This is a genomic window from Paraburkholderia dioscoreae, from assembly GCF_902459535.1.
Lineage (GTDB): Bacteria > Pseudomonadota > Gammaproteobacteria > Burkholderiales > Burkholderiaceae > Paraburkholderia > Paraburkholderia dioscoreae.
The window spans coordinates 1,568,134-1,584,937 of record NZ_LR699553.1 but is presented as its reverse complement, the minus strand read 5'-3'; the positions used below and the strand labels follow the sequence as shown (position 1 = coordinate 1,584,937).

Sequence of the window (16,804 nt, the reverse complement as noted above, 5' to 3'; positions counted from 1 at the left end):
AAGACGGCGTAGTCAGAAATGTCCGGTGAAGCGATAGCGGCTGCCGGGATGCCAGAGATTGGCGATCGAAGCGACCTGGCTTTGCGACCACGTGCGCCGATGCAGCACGAGGCACGGCTCCATCTCGTCCATCGTCAACAGTTCGCGCGTATCGGCGTCGGCGGCTAGCGCCTCGATGCGGTACTCGACCCGCTGCAACGGCGCGACGCGCACGAGATACTGGTTCGGCGTGGTGTTGGTGAAGTCCTGGAGCGCGTACTCGGGCGCGACCGCCGGATTGACCCACCGCTCTTCGAGCTGCACCGGCTCGTCGTTTTCGAAATGCAGCACGCGCGAATGAAACACCGGGCTGCCCGCGCTCACCTGCATTTCCTCGGCGAGCGCTTCGTCGGCGATGCTCGCGCCGATGTGCAGCACCTTTGCCTGATAACGATGACCGCGCGCGACGATTTCGTCGGAGATGCTGCGGATCGCCACCAGCGTCGATTCGTACTTGGGACGGGCTACGAAAGTGCCCGAACCTTGCACGCGCGTGAGAACCTGCTCCGAGGTCAGCTCGCGCAACGCGCGGTTGACCGTCATGCGCGCCACGTTGAATTCGCGCGCAAGCTCGTTTTCGGAGGGCACCTGGTCGCCTTCACCCCATTCGCCCGCATGGATGCGCGCGAGGATGAAGTCCTTGATGCCCTGATAGGCCGGTGCGTTCATTGGCTTGATATGCGTGCTTGAAACTTACTGTTCGGACGCGAAGGAGAACGGGCTCAGCTTCGCGATCGTGCCGTTCTGCACGAGACGCGTAACTGCCGCGATATCCGGTGCGAAGTAATGGTCGAGCTCATAGTGCGCGACGTCCTTGCGCACTACGTCCATCGCTTTCTGCAGGCTCGGGCTGGTCTTGTGCGGCGCGCGCAGATCGACGCCTTGCGCGGCGGCCAGCAGTTCGATCGACAGAATGTTCGCGGTGTTTTCAGCAATGTCGCCGAGCTTGCGCGCGGCGAACGTCGCCATCGACACGTGGTCCTCCTGATTCGCCGAAGTGGGCAGTGAATCGACCGAAGCCGGATGCGCGAGCGTCTTGTTTTCCGAGGCGAGTGCCGCAGCCGTGACGTGAGCGATCATGAAGCCCGAATTCACACCACCATCGCGCACGAGAAACGGCGGCAGACCCGACAGCGTCGCGTCGATCAGCAACGCGATGCGGCGTTCGGCCAGCGCGCCGATTTCCGCGGCGGCGAGCGCGAGGTTGTCGGCCGCGAAGGCGACCGGCTCCGCGTGGAAATTGCCGCCCGACAGCACTTCGCCGGTGTCGGGGAAAATCAGCGGATTGTCGGAGACCGCGTTCGCTTCGAGCAGCAGCACGTTGGCCGCGTGGCGCATCTGATCCAGACACGCGCCCATTACTTGCGGCTGGCAGCGCAGGCTGTACGGATCCTGCACCTTGTCGCAATCGGCGTGCGAGACGTTGATTGCCGAACCTTCCAGCAGCGAGCGGTATGCCGCCGCCGCGTCGATCTGACCTTGATGGCCGCGCAATTCGTGAATGCGCGCGTCGAACGGCTTGACCGAACCCATTGCGGCATCTACCGACAACGCGCCCGACACCAGCGCGGTGCGGTACAGGTCTTCGATGGCGAACATGTTGTACAGCGCGAGCGCCGTCGAAGCCTGTGTGCCGTTCAGGAGCGCCAGCCCTTCTTTGGCTTGCAGCGTGAGCGGCTTGAGGCCGACGAGCGCGAGACCTTCGGTGGCCGGCATGCGCTCGCCCTTCGCGAACACTTCGCCGACGCCGAGCAGCGCCGCCGACATATGCGCGAGCGGCGCAAGGTCGCCCGATGCCCCGACCGAACCCTTGACCGGAATCACCGGCAGCACGTCCGCGTTGTACAGCGTGATCAGCGCGTCCATCACCTCACGGCGAATGCCCGAATGGCCGCGGCCGAGGCTCGAGAGCTTCAGCGCGATCAGCAGACGCACGACCGGACGCGACATCGGCTCACCCACGCCGACCGCGTGCGAGAGCACCAGATTGCGCTGCAGCAGTTCGAGCTGGTCGTGCGGAATATGCGTGCTGGCAAGGCGCCCGAAGCCCGTGTTGATGCCGTAGGCCGGCTCGCCCTTCGCGGCGATATCGGCGACGGCTTGCGCGCAGGCGTCGATCGCGGCATGGCTGGCGGGATCGAGCTGCAACGCGACGTGTTCGCGCGCGATCTGGCGCAGTTGCGGGAGAGTCAGGTGGCCGGGCTTCAGATTCATCATGGTTGTCGTCCTGTCTATACAATTCGAGAGAAGTCTAGCGGCGTCTCCTTGTATATACAACTTGTTTTTTGAGGATTCGGCCTGGGAGTTTCCATTAAGTTGCAACGCATGCTTGGCGTGGATCTTGCCAATGCCAACACCTCCAGCGGTCGCCCGCTACGTATCGCACTTCCCGTCCGGCGGACTTAACTTGTATATACACCTTCAAAATAGCAGGCGCCACGCGGACAAAAAAATTCCGCCTCTGACCGGCCGCCGCTCCGTGCTCATAGGAGCGTTATAGGCGAGGCCGCTGACGGCGCAAAAAAAGCCCGCGGGCTCAGGCAAGCCGCGGGCTTCGTTTCGGGCGAACGAATCGAACAACGCCGCTAAAGCCTCACGCGCGCCGCGATGAAATCCAGAAAACACTGCACGCGCCCCGCCAGCGACGCGCTCTGGTAATACACGGCGCTCACCCGTTGCCGCTCATCCACCAGCACATTGCCGAGAATCGGCACGAGGCGCTTCTCGCGCACGTCGGCCGCGCTCATGAAGTCGGCCAGACACGCGATGCCCCATCCCGACAACGCCAGTTGCCGCAATGTCTCGCCGCTCGATGCAGTGATCGCCGGTTCGATCTTCAGCGCTGCGGCCCCGCCCTTGCGCCCTTCCCGCAACGGCCAGCGGTTCAGATGCTCCGGCGCCGTGAAGCCGATCAGCCGATGCTCGCGCAAGGCTTCCACCGATCTGGGTTCGCCATATTCGGCCAGATACGCCGGACTCGCGAGCACCCGCAGCTTGCTGGTGCCCAACGCACGCGCATGCAAGGTCGAATCCTGCAACTCGCCGATGCGAATCGCGATGTCCACCTTCTGCTCCAGCAGATCGACGATCCGTTCGTTGCTGGTCAATTCCAGCCTGATCTCCGGATACAGCGCAGAAAACGCCGTCATATGCGGCGCCACGCAATGCAGCATGAAGGGCGACGCGGCATCGACACGCAGGCGCCCCGACGGCCGCTCGCGTCCTCGCGTGACGGACTCTTCGGCTTCTTCCATCGCGTGCAGAATCGCGCGGGCACGCTGCAGGAAGGTCTCGCCCTCTTCGGTGAGCTGCAGACGGCGTGTCGTGCGCCGCACCAGCGCGGTATCGAGTTTCTTTTCAAGGCGTGTGAGCGCGCGGCTCACGCCGGAAACGGTTTGGCCCAGCTTCTCAGCGGCCGCGGTGATCGAGCCGCTGTCGATCACCGTGACGAACACCAGCAACTCGTCGGTCGAAGTTTTCATTGTTGATTTCAAATCAAGTTTGATTTGAGACTAACACGCTTTTTGCGAGAATCAAGAAGGCGGATACTGCGTGCATGTCATCGTGTTTCTCAACAAGGAGAACGACTTGAAGATTTTCATCACAGGCGCAAGCGGTTTTATCGGCGGATCCATTGCAGCGCATCTCGCGCGTGCCGGCCACAGCGTTCGCGGTCTGATTCGCAACCCCGAACATAGCGCCGAACTGAAGCGGCTCGGTATCGAACCCGTGATCGGCACACTCGACGACCGCGCGCTGCTGATCGCCGAAGCGAAAGCCGCCGACGCCGTCATCAATGCCGCGAGCAGCGACCATGAAGGCGCGGTGAAGGCGCTGATCGAAGGACTCGCCGGGTCCGGCAAAACGTTTCTGCACACGAGCGGTTCGAGCATCGTCGGCGATGCGTCGGGCGGCGAAGCGGGTCAGGCGCGCATCTATCACGAAGACGCGTTGCCCGAGCCGACCGCCGACAAGGCCGCGCGCGTGGCGATCGATCAACTCGTGCTCGACGCCGCGCAGCAGAACATCCGCTCGGCCGTACTGTGCAACACGCTGATTTACGGCCACGGCGCGGTCCCCGGCAGCGCGAGCGTGCAATTGCCGCGCCTCGTGCGTCAGGCGCAGAAGAGCGGCGTGGTGCGTCACGTGGGCAGCGGCGGCAACATCTGGTCGAACGTGCATATCGACGACGTGGCCGAACTCTATCGCCTCGCACTCGAGAAAACGCCCGCGGGCACGTTCTATTTCGTCGAAAGCGGCGAGGCGTCGTTCCGCGACATGAGCGCCGCGATTGCGCGCGCGATGAAGCTCGGCGAACCGCAAGACTGGCCGCTCGAAGAAGCACAAAAGGAATGGGGCTACGAAATGGCTTCGTATGGGCTCGGTTCGAACAGCCGCGTGCGCGGCGAGCGCGCCCGCAAGCTGCTCGGCTGGCAACCCAGGCGTACTTCGGTGATCGACTGGATCGAGCAGGAGTTGATGTCGCCGAAGGGTGCTTCGTCCGAAGCGTGAACCAAGGGGGCTCGCGTCGAAGCGGCCCCAAAGAGGGCTTCTTCCGGGCACCCAAAGACGCCCTCCAGAGCGTAATCCATGTAAGCGCAGCCGTTGCGAATCCGTAAGCTCAACTCGATAGAATCGCGCTCACCTGATCGCGCGATTCGACAGTCCGAGTCGCGCATGAGCCCGGATTTGATCGATGACTTACGCGCTGAATTTCGATTGGCTAACCAATCTGCTGGCGATTCTTTTCATCGTGGCGTGTCTCTACGATGCACGCTACGACGAATACGGCACGTTGACGCTGTCAGCGGCCGCGATGGGACTCGCCGTAATGGCGATCGAGTTGTTCCTCAAGCCGGCCTTCGACATGGCGCTTTGAAGCGTAGACGCTTCGAGCTCGACGCCGCACGCGAAATTGAACGTCAACTCGCAATCGGAACTATTCGCGCTGTTCTACGAAGCGGGACGCCGGAATGCATGACGTCCTGCTTCCTACCCACAACCATCAGATCGCCCAGCCGCCGAGATAAAAACCCACCAGCACGATCGCGATAGCCACCGTGCCCACGTTCAGCTTGCGATACTCGCCGCTGACCACGCGGCCGATCACCAGCGTCGCGAAGCCGAGCATGATGCCCGTCACGATGTTGGCGGTCAGCACAATGAACACCGCGCACATCAGGCCCGACATCGAGTCGACCATGTCGTCCATGTGCAGCTTGCTGACGTTCGAGAGCATCAGCAGACCAACATACATCAGCGCGGGAGCCGTCGCATACGAAGGCACGAGGCCGGCGAGCGGCGAGAAGAACATCACCACGAGAAACAGCAGACCGACTACCGCGGCCGCCATGCCGGTCTTCGCGCCTGCCGCCACGCCGACCGTCGATTCGATATACGCCGCCGCCGGCGCGCCGCCGAGCAGGCCCGAGAAAATCGAACTCAGCGAGTCGGCCGTCAAGGCGCGACCACCGTTGATGATGCAGCCGTTTTCATCGAGTTGCCCCGCTTGTCCCGCGACGGCGCGGATCGTGCCCGTGGCATCGAACACCGCGGTCATCACGAGAGCCAGCACGCTGGGCAGCACCGCCATCGACAAGGCACCCTTGAGGTCCATCGCGCCGATCAGCGAAGCATGACCCGGCGCGCTCAGCGACGGCACGGCGAACACGCCGTGAAACGACACAGCCGGATCGATAGTGAGCGCGATCGCCGAAATCGCCACGATCACGATCAGGATCGAGCCCGGCACGCGGCGGCGCACCAGACCGAAGATGGCCGCGAGTCCCGCCACCGACATCAGCGCCGGCAACGCCGTGATGTTGCCGAGCGACACCGGCAAACCCGCACCGGGATTCTTCACGACGAGACCCACGTCGTTGGCGGCGATCAGGAGCAGGAAGAGGCCAATGCCGATGCCCGTGCCGTGCGCGATACCTGTCGGCAGATTGCGCAGAATCCACGAACGCACGCCCGTCACCGAGATCGCGGTGAACACGACACCCATCAGGAACACCGCGCCGAGTGCGACATTCGGATGCAGGCCCTTGCCGAGCACGAGGCCGAACGCAGTGAAGGCCGTCAGCGAAATCGCGCAGCCGATCGCAATCGGCAAACGCGCCCACACGCCCATCAGCAGCGAGCCGAAGGCCGTGGTCAGACACACGGCGACGAACACCGCGCTGGTGTCGAAGCCCGCTTTGCCGAACATGCCCGGCACGACGAACACGGAATAGACCATCGCCAGAAAGGTCGTGATACCCGCGACGATTTCCTGACGCTGAGAACTGCCGCGTGAAGAGATTTCGAAGTAGCGGTCGAGAAAGCCCTTTGCGTCGAATGATTCGGCGCCGACTTCAGAAATCGGTTGGGCGTGGGGTTCCATCATGATGAGTGCCTCCTTTATCAGCGTGCTGAAACGGCCGTCGATACGGTCGTCGTCAGGTTCGTCTCGTTGCGTTGGTTTAATGTGGGATGGGGTCTTTTTTGCTGTCTCGAAATGTAGGGCAACACAAATATGTCTCCCATCGCATGAATGGCATGCCCGGCATGTCGCGACGCTTATATCGTTTAAGGCACGGCAAATCAGCCTCACAGCCCGCGCGTTTACACCTACGGTCCGTCACGAAGAGATGAAAGGGTTTTGAGAGTTTCGGCACATGCCAATGAAGCGCGCGACCCGCCGACACATCGACACACCGGCGCAGCGGCATGAACCATGCTTGGGGCCACCTGTCAGATTGCCTGCAAAACCGCAGCCGCCCAACGTCGCGGGTTACACTCTGGCCCGTACCCGTTTTAACCGCGGCGGCCCATTGCGCCCGTCCGCACCGGCCCTTGGAGTCCTTCTTGATGAGCGGCGGTTTTTCGCGTCCTGCCTGGCGTCACCTGATTCTTGCCGTGTTCGCACTGTTCGCGCTGTCCGGTTGCAGCAGCCTGCTGTGGGGTCCGCAGCAGGCGCCGATCGTCGACGCCACGGTGATGCCCGTCGAACCCGCCAGCGCGCCGGTGGCCGCCTCCGCGCCCGAACCGGTCGAGACCGAAGCGGCCGAGCCCGAGCAGCCGAGAAAGCCGAGGAAACCGGTCGTCAAGCCGCACAAGGTCGAGCCTCCGCCGCCCGTCGTCACGCCTGCGCCACCGCCTCCACCGCCCCCGCCGCTGATCGTGCTGCGCACGATCGAGCGCAACGAGGCGCGCGCACTGCTCGATAGCGAAGTGCAGAAGCCCGACGGCAAGGTGGTCGGACGCGCAGTGGATCTGATCGCGGACGCCGGCGGCAAGCCGCGTGAGATGGTCGTGAATCTGCAGGGTTTCCTCGGCGTCGGCGACCGCAAGGTGAACTTCCCTTGGAGCGCGTTCCGCTTCACGCCGACCGCGAAAACCGCTCCCATTACACTCAATGCCGCCGCGGTTCCGGCGAACCCGGCCAAGGCGGCCGCGGCCGCCTTGCAATTGCCGCTGATCGACGCCACGGTCGAACGCTCGAACGGGGCCAAGGTGGGCCGCGTGATCGACGTGCTGGTCGACGCCAACGCGCAGCCGCAGGCGGTCGTGCTCGACGTCAACGGCATGGTGAGCCCCGAACGGCGCACGATTGCCGCCAACTGGTCGGCGCTGCGCTTCGTCACGAAAGACAAGGAGCTGCATCCGCTGCTCGAATTGAGCGACGCGCAGATCAACGCGTCGCCTCCTTATGCCAGCGACAAGCCGATCCGCGCGGTGTCGCCGGCGCCGCCTCCCGCGCCAGCGCCAGCGCCCGCCCCTGCTTCCGCGCCCGCCGTCGCGGCGCCTGCCGCCGCAGCCACGACCACGACGGCTTCCAACGCACGGGCGGCCCGATGACAGGCCGCACTCTGGTAACGGCGCGCAGCTTGCGCGCGCTCGATTGGCTGAATTTTTTCGTCGCCAACGTGCAAACAGGTTTTGGACCGTTCATCGCGTCCTATCTCGCCTCGCATAAATGGACCCAAGGCGAGATCGGCATGGCGCTCTCCGTGGGCACGATCAGCGCGATGGTGAGCCAGGTGCCCGGCGGCGCCGCTGTCGATGCGTTGCGCAACAAGAAAGGCGCGGCGGCCTGGGCAATCATCGCGATCATTCTTAGCGCGGTGCTGCTGGCCGTCAGTCCGACGGTGCTGCCGGTGATCGCCGCCGAGGTGTTCCACGGCTTCGCGAGTTGCATGCTGACGCCGGCGCTCGCCGCGATCTCGTTCGCGCTGGTGGGACGCGCGAATCTCGGCGACCGGCTGGGGCGCAATGCGCGCTGGGCGTCGATCGGCAGCGCGGTCGCAGCCGGCCTGATGGGCGTGTTCGGCGAGTACTATTCGCCGCGCGCGGTGTTCTGGCTGACAGCCGCGCTCGCCGTGCCCGCCCTGTTCGCGCTGACGATGATCCAGCGCACGGACACCGTCGAATTGCCGAAGGCCGCGCCGACGCCGCAGCAGATCGAGCGGCGCGAGAGTCTGCGCGAGCTGTTGCGCGACAAACGGATGCTGCTGTTCGCGGCGTGCATCGTGCTGTTCCATCTGTCGAATGCGGCGATGCTCAATCTCGCCGCCGGCGAAGTGACGGCCGGCATGGGCGACAACGTGCAGCTCGTGATCGCGGCGTGCATCATCGTGCCGCAGGCGATCGTGGCGATCATGTCGCCGTGGGTCGGGCGCTCGGCAGAGCGTTGGGGACGCCGGCCAATTCTGCTGCTCGGCTTTTCAGCGCTGCCGATACGGGCGTTGTTGTTTGCCGGAATCAGCAGCCCCTATTTGCTCGTGCCGGTGCAGATGCTCGACGGTTTGAGCGCTGCTGTGTTCGGGGTGATGCTGCCGCTGATTGCCGCCGATGTGGCGGGCGGCAAGGGACGCTATAACCTGTGTATCGGCCTGTTCGGATTGGCAGCCGGGATCGGGGCTACGTTGAGCACCACCGCCGCCGGGTTTGTGGCCGATCATTTCGGCAATGCGGTGAGCTTTTTTGGTCTGGCCACGGCCGGCGCGCTGGCGGTTTTGCTGGTGTGGGCCGCCATGCCGGAGACTCGGGACGCCGCGGCTGAAGACGAAGCGCCGGTGGCAGATGGGGGAAAGTCGGCGGCTCGGTGACCGCCGCCTTTTTGCCTGCGCGGCATCCGGAAGAACACGGCCGCGCGGGCAAAAAAAACCACTACCCGATATCTCGCCCGGCAGTCTCTTGCATAAACGGCAACGGCAACAAAGAAACCATCCCGCACCCGATCAGATACCACGCCGGCGCGAGATGACTCCCTGAAACCTGAATCAGCCAGGTAGCAAAAAACTGCGCGAACCCGCCGAAAATAGAAACCCCGAGACAATAGACAATCGACATGCCAGTCGCGCGAATTTCGCGAGGAAACATCTCCGGCAACATGACGATATTGGGCACGGCGGTAAACGCAACCAGCACGGCCAGTCCGGCAACTACCGACAGCAGAACCGGCACTGTCGGCGATGCATTGATCGTCATGAACGCCGGATACACGGCGACGATCAGCAGCACGCGAGAAACCCACAACACTCGCTTGCGTCCAACGCGATCCGACAACGCGCCCGCAAAAGGCGAACAGATCACCGTCACCATCGCGGCGGTCCACGCGGCCCAGAGTGCCGACGACATCGGCAGATGCAAGATCCTGATCGCGTAAGTGGACAGATAAAACAGCACGATATAGTTTGCCGCCGTGCCGCCGATCGTCGTCAAAACGCCCGTCGTGATGACGCGGGAATGCTCGCGAAATAGCGTGCGCACCGGCTGCGAACCAGGCTGCCAAGCCGCCGTCACACCGTCGCCCGACTGCGGCGCCGGGCCGTCTTCGACGCCCGGCAGCGTCTCATCGAGATGTCGCCGGATATAGATGCCGATCGGCCCCATCGCCATACCGATCACGAACGGCACGCGCCAGCCCCAACTCTCCAGTGCCGCGGTCGAGAGCGCCGCCGCCAGCGCGACACCGAGCAGCGATCCGCACACCGTGTTCAAGCCCTGGCTCACGAACTGCCAGCTGCCATAGAAGCCGCGCGTCTTGTTGCTGCCGTACTCCAGCAACAGCGACGTCGACGCACCGATCTCGCCGCCCAGCGCAAAACCCTGAATCAGCCGCGCCAGAATCACCAGCAGCGGTGCGGCAATGCCGATCGCCGCGTAAGTCGGCGCGAACGCGATGATCGCGGAGCCGAGCGTCATCAGCCACAACGTGAGGCTCATTGCGGCCTTGCGACCCGCGCGATCGGCATACGCACCGAGCACGATGCCGCCCACCGGACGCATGATGAAACCGACGCCGAATGTGCCGACCGCCAGCATCAGTTGCGCGAGTTGCCCTTCCACCGGGAAATACAGCTTGCCGATAATGGTCGCGAAGAAACTATAGATTGTGAAGTCGAAGAACTCGAGGCCGTTGCCGAGTGTAATCGCGGCAATCGCTTTGGCGTGGCTCGTGCGCCTTGCAGGCTGTGCTGCCGACGCGCTCTGCATGCCCAACGCTTGAGTGCCGGCGGGCCGCGATGTGGCGGAATAATCCATCTGTGTCTCCGTGATGTTCTTGCTGCTGATGCGCAGGCGCTGCTCTGCCCGCTTATGCAGAAGCTCCGGCCTCAGACCAGAAACGTCTGCGCGAGTCTCCCCCAATAGGCCGCGCCGGTGGCGAGGCAATCGTCGTTGAAGTCGTAGCCGGGGTTGTGGACCATGCAGCCGCCTTCACCGTCGCCATTGCCGATGATCAGGTAGCTGCCCGGACAACGCTCCAGCAGAAACGCGAAATCTTCACTGCCGGTGAGCGGCTGCATATCGGCAATCAGGCCGCCTTCGCCGAGCCAGTCGAGCGCGACTTGCCGCGCAAGAACGGTCATGCCCGCATCGTTGACGAGAACCGGATAGCGACGCTGATAATCGACATGCGCCTGCGCGCCGAACACGGCCGCCTGGCCGCATGCCACTGCCGTGACGCGTTCCTGCAAGTAATCGCGAACCTCGGGTTTCAATGCGCGCACCGAAAGACGCATCTCGGCCGTCTCCGGAATCACGTTCGGCGCTTCGCCCGCGTGAATCGCGCCGACGGTGATGATCGCCATATCGAGCGGCGCGATGTTGCGCGAGACGATGGATTGCAGAGCCAACACAATCTGCGCGCACACCACCACCGGATCGACCGCCTTGTGCGGCACCGCCCCATGACCGCCGCGGCCGGTCACCTTGATGATCACCGTATCCGACGAAGCCATGAACGAGCCCGGCAAAAAACCGAACTTGCCGGTCGGAAAACCCGGCATGTTGTGCATCGCAAACACGGCGTCGCACGGAAACCTGTCGAAGAGACCATCGTCGAGCATTTTTTTCGCGCCGGCCAAGCCCTCTTCGGCGGGCTGGAAAATCAGATTCAACGTACCGTCGAAGCACTTTTCCCGCGCCAGATGTTTGGCTGCGGCGAGCAGCATGGCCGTGTGGCCGTCGTGGCCGCACGCGTGCATCTTGCCGGGCACCTTGCTCGCGTACGGCAGGCCAGTGGTTTCGTGAATCGGCAGCGCGTCCATGTCGGCGCGCAGCCCTAGTTTGCGCGTGCCGGTGCCGACTTTCAGTTGCCCGACCACACCCGTTTGACCCAGCCCGCGATGCACGCTGTAACCCCACTCCTGCAAGCGTTCGGCCACCAGATCACCGGTTGCGAACTCTTCGTAAGCCAGTTCGGGCTGCGCGTGAATACGGCGCCGCAGCGCGATCATTTCGTCTTCGAGTTCGGCGATGCCCGCCGGAATGGCCATAGTGTTCACGTGGTGTCTCCGTCGATGAAAAGCGTGAACCCAGCATAACGACGCCGATTTTCCAGCGGCAGGCGTAGAATCGTTGCGGCAGCAACCGTTGGTTGCCACCTTATCTCCGCCTCGTCAGATGAAACTGCATCAGCTCAGCACCTTGGCGGCGATTGCCGATACTGGAAGTATCCGGGCCGCCGCCCGCTCGCTGGATCTGTCGCCCGCCGCGGTGACCAAGGCCATGCGCGAACTGGAAGCCGATCTGCAAGCGCCGCTGCTGGTGCGCAGTGCGAGCGGCATCGCGTTTACCGAGTTCGGCCGCGCGCTGGTCGTGCATGCGCGCGTGGTGCTCGGGCAATTGCAGCGCGCGCACGCGGAGATCGAAGCGTTACGCGGCGCCGCGGCCGGCAAACTGTCGATTGGCGTCACGCCGTGGGTCGCGTTGACGTTTCTGCCGCCCACCGTGCAACGGTTCCGGCTGCGCATGCCTGACGTGCAACTGGAGTTTTTCGAAGGACTGCTGGCGGTCGTGCAGCCGCGATTGCGCGACGGCAGCCTCGACTTTTCGATCGGCCGGTCGCCGCCCGCATCGCCGCAATCGGAATTCCACAACGTGCCGCTGTTTTCCACGCATTCGGCAGTAGTCGCGCGGCGCGATCATCCGAAAGCCGGTTGCCGCACACTGCTCGAACTGGAAGACGCGGAGTGGGTATTGAACTGGGATCCGGCGAGCCGCGAGTCGATCTCGGACAATGTGTTCCGCAAGCGCGGCATGCAGGTGCCGCACACCATCCATCTCGCGCATTCGCTGGCGGTCGTGCTGGGTCTGCTCGCGCACACGGACATGCTCAGCATTTTTCCGTGGCCGCTCGTGGAAGTGACGCTCGCGAAGGAGCAATTGTGGGCGCTGCCGCTGCGTGAGACAGTGGATGAAACCATCGTCAGCATCACGTCACGCCGCGGCGCGCCGACGAGTCCGGCGGCCGCGTGCTTTCTCGAATGCCTGCGCGAAGTGATCGACGAAGGCGCGCGCTCGCAAGACCCCGAGCAGCGCCGCCTGTTTCATTCGATCGAATTGCTGCTTTAGTTGCGGCATGGATTAATAGCGAGAATTCACGCGCCTTTCACACGGCTTACGCGCCGTCTGCCTGACGCGCCTGGCGGCGCTTCCTTGCAGCGGCGACGGTCGGCAGCGGCACCGGCACCGCGCCGGACATGCCGTGCTCGATCAGAAAATCGCGGAACAGACTGGCCACGTGCGGCAGCCGTTTATCCGATACATGCATCACATACCAGTCGCGTTCGATCGGATTGGCTGACAGCGGCAGCAACGCGAGCAGGCCTGCCTGAAACTCCAGCGAACATGCGTGCAGCGACAGAAACGCAATGCCGAGGCCGGCCTCGACCAACTGCTTGATCGCCTCGTTGCTCGACAGTTCGGAGCCGATATGAAGCTTGAGGCCCGCGAGGCGAAACAGATTCTCCACGGTGGAACGCGTGCCCGAACCGCGCTCCCGCACGAACAGATTGGCGCTTTGCAGATCGTCGAGCGACAGGCGCTTCTTCTTCATCAGCGCATGCGCGGGTGAGGCGACGAACGCCATCGGATGTTTGGCGAACGCGGTCGCTACCGTGCGCAATTCGCGCGGCGCGCTGCCCATTACCGCGAGATCGATTTCATGCGTAGCCAGCATACGGATGATGTCGGCGCGATTGCCGACCTTGAACTGCACCTTCACCTGCGGACGCGATTCGGTGAAACGCACGAGAAACGGCGGGATCAGATACTCGGCCGTGGTGATCGCGCCGATGCGCAGCGTGCCGCCCTGCTCGCCGTGCAACGCGGCCAGATCGTCCGCCGCGCCGTTCCACAGGTCGAGGATTTCCAGCGCATAGCGGGCGAGAATCTCACCGGCCGCGGTCAACTGCACGCCACGCCCTACGCGCTGCAATAGCGGCGCACCCGCAGCCTCTTCCAGCAAACGCACCTGTAGCGAAACAGCCGGCTGCGTGAGCCGCAATTCTTCGGCCGCGCGCGACACGCTGCCGAGCTTCGCCACCGTATGCAAGGCCTTCAACTGACGAAACGTAGCGGCTTTTAACATAAGTGAAAACCTATATGTTCCGCATAAACATTAAATTGTGCTGCGGTTTTCGCCGATTTTATACTGGCCTGACAGATGAGCCGGGGAATCTTCGGTAGCGCGCTCCACGCCGCGCCATCACCGGCCCCGGTGCGAACAACGTCAGGAGGGTAGCGATCATGATCCAAATCGATCAGCAGGCAGGCGCAACGACACAACGCGCGCAACGTGCGCAGCGAAACGAAAACACGGCGGGGCATCGGATCGTCATCGTCGGTGGCGGCGTGGGTGGACTCGGGCTCGCCACGCGCCTGTCCGCATCGCTCGGGCGTGCCGGCCTCGCGCGGATCGTGCTGGTCGATCGCTGGCCCACGCACTTCTGGAAGCCGCTGTTGCATGAAGCCGCTTCGGGCCAGCTCGATCCCGCCACGCATCAGTTGCAATACGCGGTACAAGCGCAACGGCACGGCTTCGAATTCGAACAGGGCGAACTCACCGCGCTCGATCGCGCGCAACGCCATATCACCGTGAGCGCGCTGCGTGATGCGGACGGCCGCGAAATCCTGCCAGCACGTCAGATCGCCTTCGATACATTGGTGCTGGCCATGGGCAGCGTCACGCAGTATTTCGGTGTGCCCGGCGCCGCCGAACATGCGTTGCCGCTCGAATCGGTCGCGCATGCGGAAGCCTTCCGCCGCAAGCTGCTCGACGCCTGCCTGCGCGCGAGCCACGCGCGCCGCGCACGCACCGCGCATGCGGACACACCGGTGTCGATCAACATCGTCGGTGCGGGTGCGACCGGTGTCGAACTTGCCGCCGCGCTGCGCGACACGGTGCGTTTGCTGAATCGCTACAGTCCGTTTTCGCTCGATCCCGCGCGCGATTTTCGCATCCGTCTGATCGAAATCAGTGGGCGCGTACTGCCCGCGCTATCCGAATCGATCTCGGCGCGCGCTGAGCAGATGCTCGAGAGCCTCGGCGTGCAAGTGTTGAGCGCGACGCGCGTCACCGAAGTGCGAGCGGATGCCGTGCTAACCGACGGCGGTACGCCGCTCGCCAGCGACATCGCGATCTGGACGGCGGGTATCGCGGGGCCGCCGGTTTTGCGCACGCTGGACGGTATCGCCGTAAACCGCAACGCACAGATAAACGTGAATCGCACCCTGCAATGCACGAACGACGCGAACGTATTCGGTCTCGGCGATTGCGCAGCCTGTCCCGCCGACGACGCAGGCACCTTCCTCGCGCCGCGTGCGCAGGTCGCGCATCAGCAGGCACTGTTTCTGGCGCGTGCATTGAAGTGCCGCGTGACAGGCAAAGCGCTGCCCGAGTTCGTGTATCGCGACGCCGGCACGCTGGTCGGCTTCGGGCGTGAAGGCGCGATCGGCAACCTCAGCAGCGGCTTGCTCACGCAGCCGGTGTTCGTCGACGGCTGGTTCGCTAGCGCGATCTACAAGCTGATTTATCGCCGGCACGTCATGACGCTGACCGGTTTCGCACGTATGGCGCTCGATACGGCGAGCCACTGGCTGCGCAGGCGCGTGCATCCGGTGATCCGTCTGCACTGAGGGACGCATGGCCACTCGCGCGGCTCGCTAAGCATGAGCATGAGCGAGCCATGCGAAACCGAGCATGCGCGTCGAATACCGAAACAAAATATGCACGCGCCATATATGACGAAATTGTCATCTTGCTCTCATGTTGATATCGATCAGGTCAACGTACGATGAAACCGTTTCACTTTCGACTCGTACGGTATGCGGCATTTTCAAAGAATGCGAAGCCTGACAATGCGCATCACCCATTTGGGCACGGGCTTCCCCGCGCAATGGGAGCGACTTCAGATCGAACAGCCCGTCTCACTGGCAGCCGCGCTGGTTGTCATTGCGATCAGCTCTCTGGCGTTCTGGTGGAATCAGCCTGACGGGCTGTTCGACGGCGGCGAACCGTCCTGCGCAGCCGTATCCGCAGCCGCATCGGCTTCCGGCAAGCCGGGAGGCCAGAACGGCCCATTGTTTACACGCGGCCTGCTATCGCTTGAAGTGTCTTCCGCGATCATACGCACATCGCCACGCTCGCAGACATCGAGCCAGCTGCCCGCCGACGATCACAGCCTCGAAGCACCCCGCGTCCCCATGTCGTGCAGTCCCGCTACGCGTATCGGCCGCTGAAAAGCGTCACCGGAGAGAAAACCATGCGTATCCTGATCGTCGAGGACGAAATCAAAACCGGCACGTACCTTCGAAAGGGATTGACCGAAGCGGGCTTTACCGTCGACTGGGTGGCGGACGGCGTGACGGGCCAGCATCGCGCGCTGACGGAAGACTACGACCTGATCATCCTCGACGTCATGCTTCCCGGCCAGGACGGCTGGACAGTGCTGAAAAATCTACGCCGCACCCATTCGACCTCGGTACTGCTGCTCACCGCGCGCGACGAGGTGGACGACAAGGTGCGCGGCCTCGAAATGGGCGGCGACGACTATCTCGGCAAGCCGTTCGACTTTGCCGAGTTGCTGGCCCGTGTCCGCTCCATCCTGCGACGCGGACAACCCCGCGACGCCGCCTCGCTGCAGGTGTCGAACCTGGTACTCGATCTGACGCGCCGCAAGGCCACGCGCCAGGGCGACACGATCCTGCTCACGGCCAAGGAATTCGCGCTGCTTTGGCTGCTGATGCGTCGTCAGGGCGAAATCCTGCCTCGCTCGACGATCGCCTCCCAGGTGTGGGACATGAACTTCGACAGCGACACGAACGTCGTGGATGCCGCGATCCGGCGCCTGCGCGCGAAAGTCGACGACAACTACGAACCCAGGCTGATACACACCGTGCGCGGCATGGGCTACGTGCTGGAAGAGCGCGGCCTGTCACAGTCTTGATGCGAAGTCTGCTCACGGCAATGCGTTTGCGCGCGAAAGCCCGGTCC

15 protein-coding genes are annotated in these 16,804 nt (G+C 63.5%); 8 read left to right on the top strand and 7 right to left on the bottom strand.

Translation table 11 applies throughout. The annotated features are described in order from the left end of the window. Window positions 1–12 precede the first annotated feature (12 nt). From hutC to PDMSB3_RS07055, 3 genes are all read right to left on the bottom strand, one after another. The gene (hutC, locus tag PDMSB3_RS07065) at window positions 13–708 is read right to left on the bottom strand and encodes a histidine utilization repressor (RefSeq protein WP_007182419.1); all 696 of its coding nucleotides are present in this window, start codon (window positions 706–708) and stop codon (window positions 13–15) included. Between the two features lie 24 nt (window positions 709–732). Next, window positions 733–2,256, bottom strand: coding sequence for a histidine ammonia-lyase (gene hutH, locus PDMSB3_RS07060; RefSeq protein WP_007182420.1), 1,524 nt, complete (start codon window positions 2,254–2,256; stop codon window positions 733–735). Window positions 2,257–2,624: 368 nt separating this feature from the next. Next, window positions 2,625–3,521, bottom strand: coding sequence for a LysR family transcriptional regulator (locus PDMSB3_RS07055; RefSeq protein WP_007182421.1), 897 nt, complete (start codon window positions 3,519–3,521; stop codon window positions 2,625–2,627). 106 nt (window positions 3,522–3,627) lie between these two features. On the opposite strand from PDMSB3_RS07055, the gene PDMSB3_RS07050 reads away from it, so the two are divergent. Next, window positions 3,628–4,551: an NAD-dependent epimerase/dehydratase family protein gene (locus PDMSB3_RS07050; RefSeq protein WP_035518672.1), complete on the top strand. Its 924-nt coding sequence runs from the start codon at window positions 3,628–3,630 to the stop codon at window positions 4,549–4,551. Between the two features lie 184 nt (window positions 4,552–4,735). Further along, window positions 4,736–4,918 carry a hypothetical protein gene (locus tag PDMSB3_RS07045; protein WP_007182423.1) on the top strand — a complete coding sequence of 61 codons (183 nt, stop codon included), beginning with the start codon at window positions 4,736–4,738 and terminating at the stop codon, window positions 4,916–4,918. Between the two features lie 126 nt (window positions 4,919–5,044). Here the strand turns inward: PDMSB3_RS07045 and PDMSB3_RS07040 are convergent, their stop codons facing one another. Continuing rightward, the gene (locus PDMSB3_RS07040; protein ID WP_007182424.1) at window positions 5,045–6,427 is read right to left on the bottom strand and encodes an NCS2 family permease; all 1,383 of its coding nucleotides are present in this window, start codon (window positions 6,425–6,427) and stop codon (window positions 5,045–5,047) included. Window positions 6,428–6,891: 464 nt separating this feature from the next. On the opposite strand from PDMSB3_RS07040, the gene PDMSB3_RS07035 reads away from it, so the two are divergent. Both PDMSB3_RS07035 and PDMSB3_RS07030 read left to right on the top strand, forming a co-directional pair. Further along, a complete protein-coding gene (locus tag PDMSB3_RS07035; protein ID WP_007182425.1) occupies window positions 6,892–7,881 on the top strand; it encodes a PRC-barrel domain-containing protein in 990 nt (329 codons plus the stop codon). Then, entirely contained in the window at window positions 7,878–9,131 is a 1,254-nt protein-coding gene (locus tag PDMSB3_RS07030; RefSeq protein ID WP_007182426.1) for an MFS transporter, read from the top strand. The genes PDMSB3_RS07035 and PDMSB3_RS07030 overlap by 4 nt, the downstream gene beginning before the upstream one ends. 61 nt (window positions 9,132–9,192) lie before the next feature. Here the strand turns inward: PDMSB3_RS07030 and PDMSB3_RS07025 are convergent, their stop codons facing one another. Both PDMSB3_RS07025 and PDMSB3_RS07020 read right to left on the bottom strand, forming a co-directional pair. Beyond that, the gene (locus PDMSB3_RS07025; RefSeq protein WP_007182427.1) at window positions 9,193–10,569 is read right to left on the bottom strand and encodes an MFS transporter; all 1,377 of its coding nucleotides are present in this window, start codon (window positions 10,567–10,569) and stop codon (window positions 9,193–9,195) included. 71 nt (window positions 10,570–10,640) lie between these two features. Further along, window positions 10,641–11,813 carry a M20 aminoacylase family protein gene (locus PDMSB3_RS07020; protein WP_165185545.1) on the bottom strand — a complete coding sequence of 391 codons (1,173 nt, stop codon included), beginning with the start codon at window positions 11,811–11,813 and terminating at the stop codon, window positions 10,641–10,643. 118 nt (window positions 11,814–11,931) lie between these two features. Between PDMSB3_RS07020 and PDMSB3_RS07015 the strand changes: the two genes are divergently transcribed. After that, the gene (locus tag PDMSB3_RS07015; RefSeq protein WP_165185542.1) at window positions 11,932–12,882 is read left to right on the top strand and encodes a LysR family transcriptional regulator; all 951 of its coding nucleotides are present in this window, start codon (window positions 11,932–11,934) and stop codon (window positions 12,880–12,882) included. 46 nt (window positions 12,883–12,928) lie between these two features. On the opposite strand, the gene PDMSB3_RS07010 is transcribed toward PDMSB3_RS07015, so the two are convergent. Continuing rightward, complete coding sequence (locus PDMSB3_RS07010) at window positions 12,929–13,900, bottom strand: LysR family transcriptional regulator (RefSeq protein ID WP_007182430.1); 972 nt, start codon at window positions 13,898–13,900, stop codon at window positions 12,929–12,931. A 158-nt stretch (window positions 13,901–14,058) separates the two neighbouring features. Between PDMSB3_RS07010 and PDMSB3_RS07005 the strand changes: the two genes are divergently transcribed. From PDMSB3_RS07005 to irlR, 3 genes are all read left to right on the top strand, one after another. Continuing rightward, a complete protein-coding gene (locus PDMSB3_RS07005) occupies window positions 14,059–15,447 on the top strand; it encodes an NAD(P)/FAD-dependent oxidoreductase (protein WP_007182431.1) in 1,389 nt (462 codons plus the stop codon). A 222-nt stretch (window positions 15,448–15,669) separates the two neighbouring features. Beyond that, the gene (locus tag PDMSB3_RS07000) at window positions 15,670–16,050 is read left to right on the top strand and encodes a hypothetical protein (RefSeq protein WP_165185540.1); all 381 of its coding nucleotides are present in this window, start codon (window positions 15,670–15,672) and stop codon (window positions 16,048–16,050) included. A 23-nt stretch (window positions 16,051–16,073) separates the two neighbouring features. After that, on the top strand, window positions 16,074–16,757 hold the full coding sequence (irlR, locus tag PDMSB3_RS06995) for a heavy metal response regulator transcription factor IrlR (RefSeq protein WP_007182433.1): 684 nt from the start codon (window positions 16,074–16,076) through the stop codon (window positions 16,755–16,757). Window positions 16,758–16,804 lie beyond the last annotated feature (47 nt).

What these genes read in the sequence shown, in the direction of transcription:
- PDMSB3_RS07000 (WP_165185540.1), top strand. Translation starts at nt 15,670, where the DNA reads ATGCGCATCACCCATTTGGGCACGGGCTTCCCCGCGCAATGGGAGCGA.
- irlR (WP_007182433.1), top strand. Translation starts at nt 16,074, where the DNA reads ATGCGTATCCTGATCGTCGAGGACGAAATCAAAACCGGCACGTACCTT.
- PDMSB3_RS07055 (WP_007182421.1), bottom strand. Translation starts at nt 3,521, where the DNA reads ATGAAAACTTCGACCGACGAGTTGCTGGTGTTCGTCACGGTGATCGAC.
- PDMSB3_RS07015 (WP_165185542.1), top strand. Translation starts at nt 11,932, where the DNA reads ATGAAACTGCATCAGCTCAGCACCTTGGCGGCGATTGCCGATACTGGA.
- PDMSB3_RS07035 (WP_007182425.1), top strand. Translation starts at nt 6,892, where the DNA reads ATGAGCGGCGGTTTTTCGCGTCCTGCCTGGCGTCACCTGATTCTTGCC.
- PDMSB3_RS07005 (WP_007182431.1), top strand. Translation starts at nt 14,059, where the DNA reads ATGATCCAAATCGATCAGCAGGCAGGCGCAACGACACAACGCGCGCAA.
- hutC (WP_007182419.1), bottom strand. Translation starts at nt 708, where the DNA reads ATGAACGCACCGGCCTATCAGGGCATCAAGGACTTCATCCTCGCGCGC.
- PDMSB3_RS07025 (WP_007182427.1), bottom strand. Translation starts at nt 10,569, where the DNA reads ATGGATTATTCCGCCACATCGCGGCCCGCCGGCACTCAAGCGTTGGGC.
- PDMSB3_RS07030 (WP_007182426.1), top strand. Translation starts at nt 7,878, where the DNA reads ATGACAGGCCGCACTCTGGTAACGGCGCGCAGCTTGCGCGCGCTCGAT.
- hutH (WP_007182420.1), bottom strand. Translation starts at nt 2,256, where the DNA reads ATGATGAATCTGAAGCCCGGCCACCTGACTCTCCCGCAACTGCGCCAG.
- PDMSB3_RS07045 (WP_007182423.1), top strand. Translation starts at nt 4,736, where the DNA reads ATGACTTACGCGCTGAATTTCGATTGGCTAACCAATCTGCTGGCGATT.
- PDMSB3_RS07040 (WP_007182424.1), bottom strand. Translation starts at nt 6,427, where the DNA reads ATGATGGAACCCCACGCCCAACCGATTTCTGAAGTCGGCGCCGAATCA.
- PDMSB3_RS07010 (WP_007182430.1), bottom strand. Translation starts at nt 13,900, where the DNA reads ATGTTAAAAGCCGCTACGTTTCGTCAGTTGAAGGCCTTGCATACGGTG.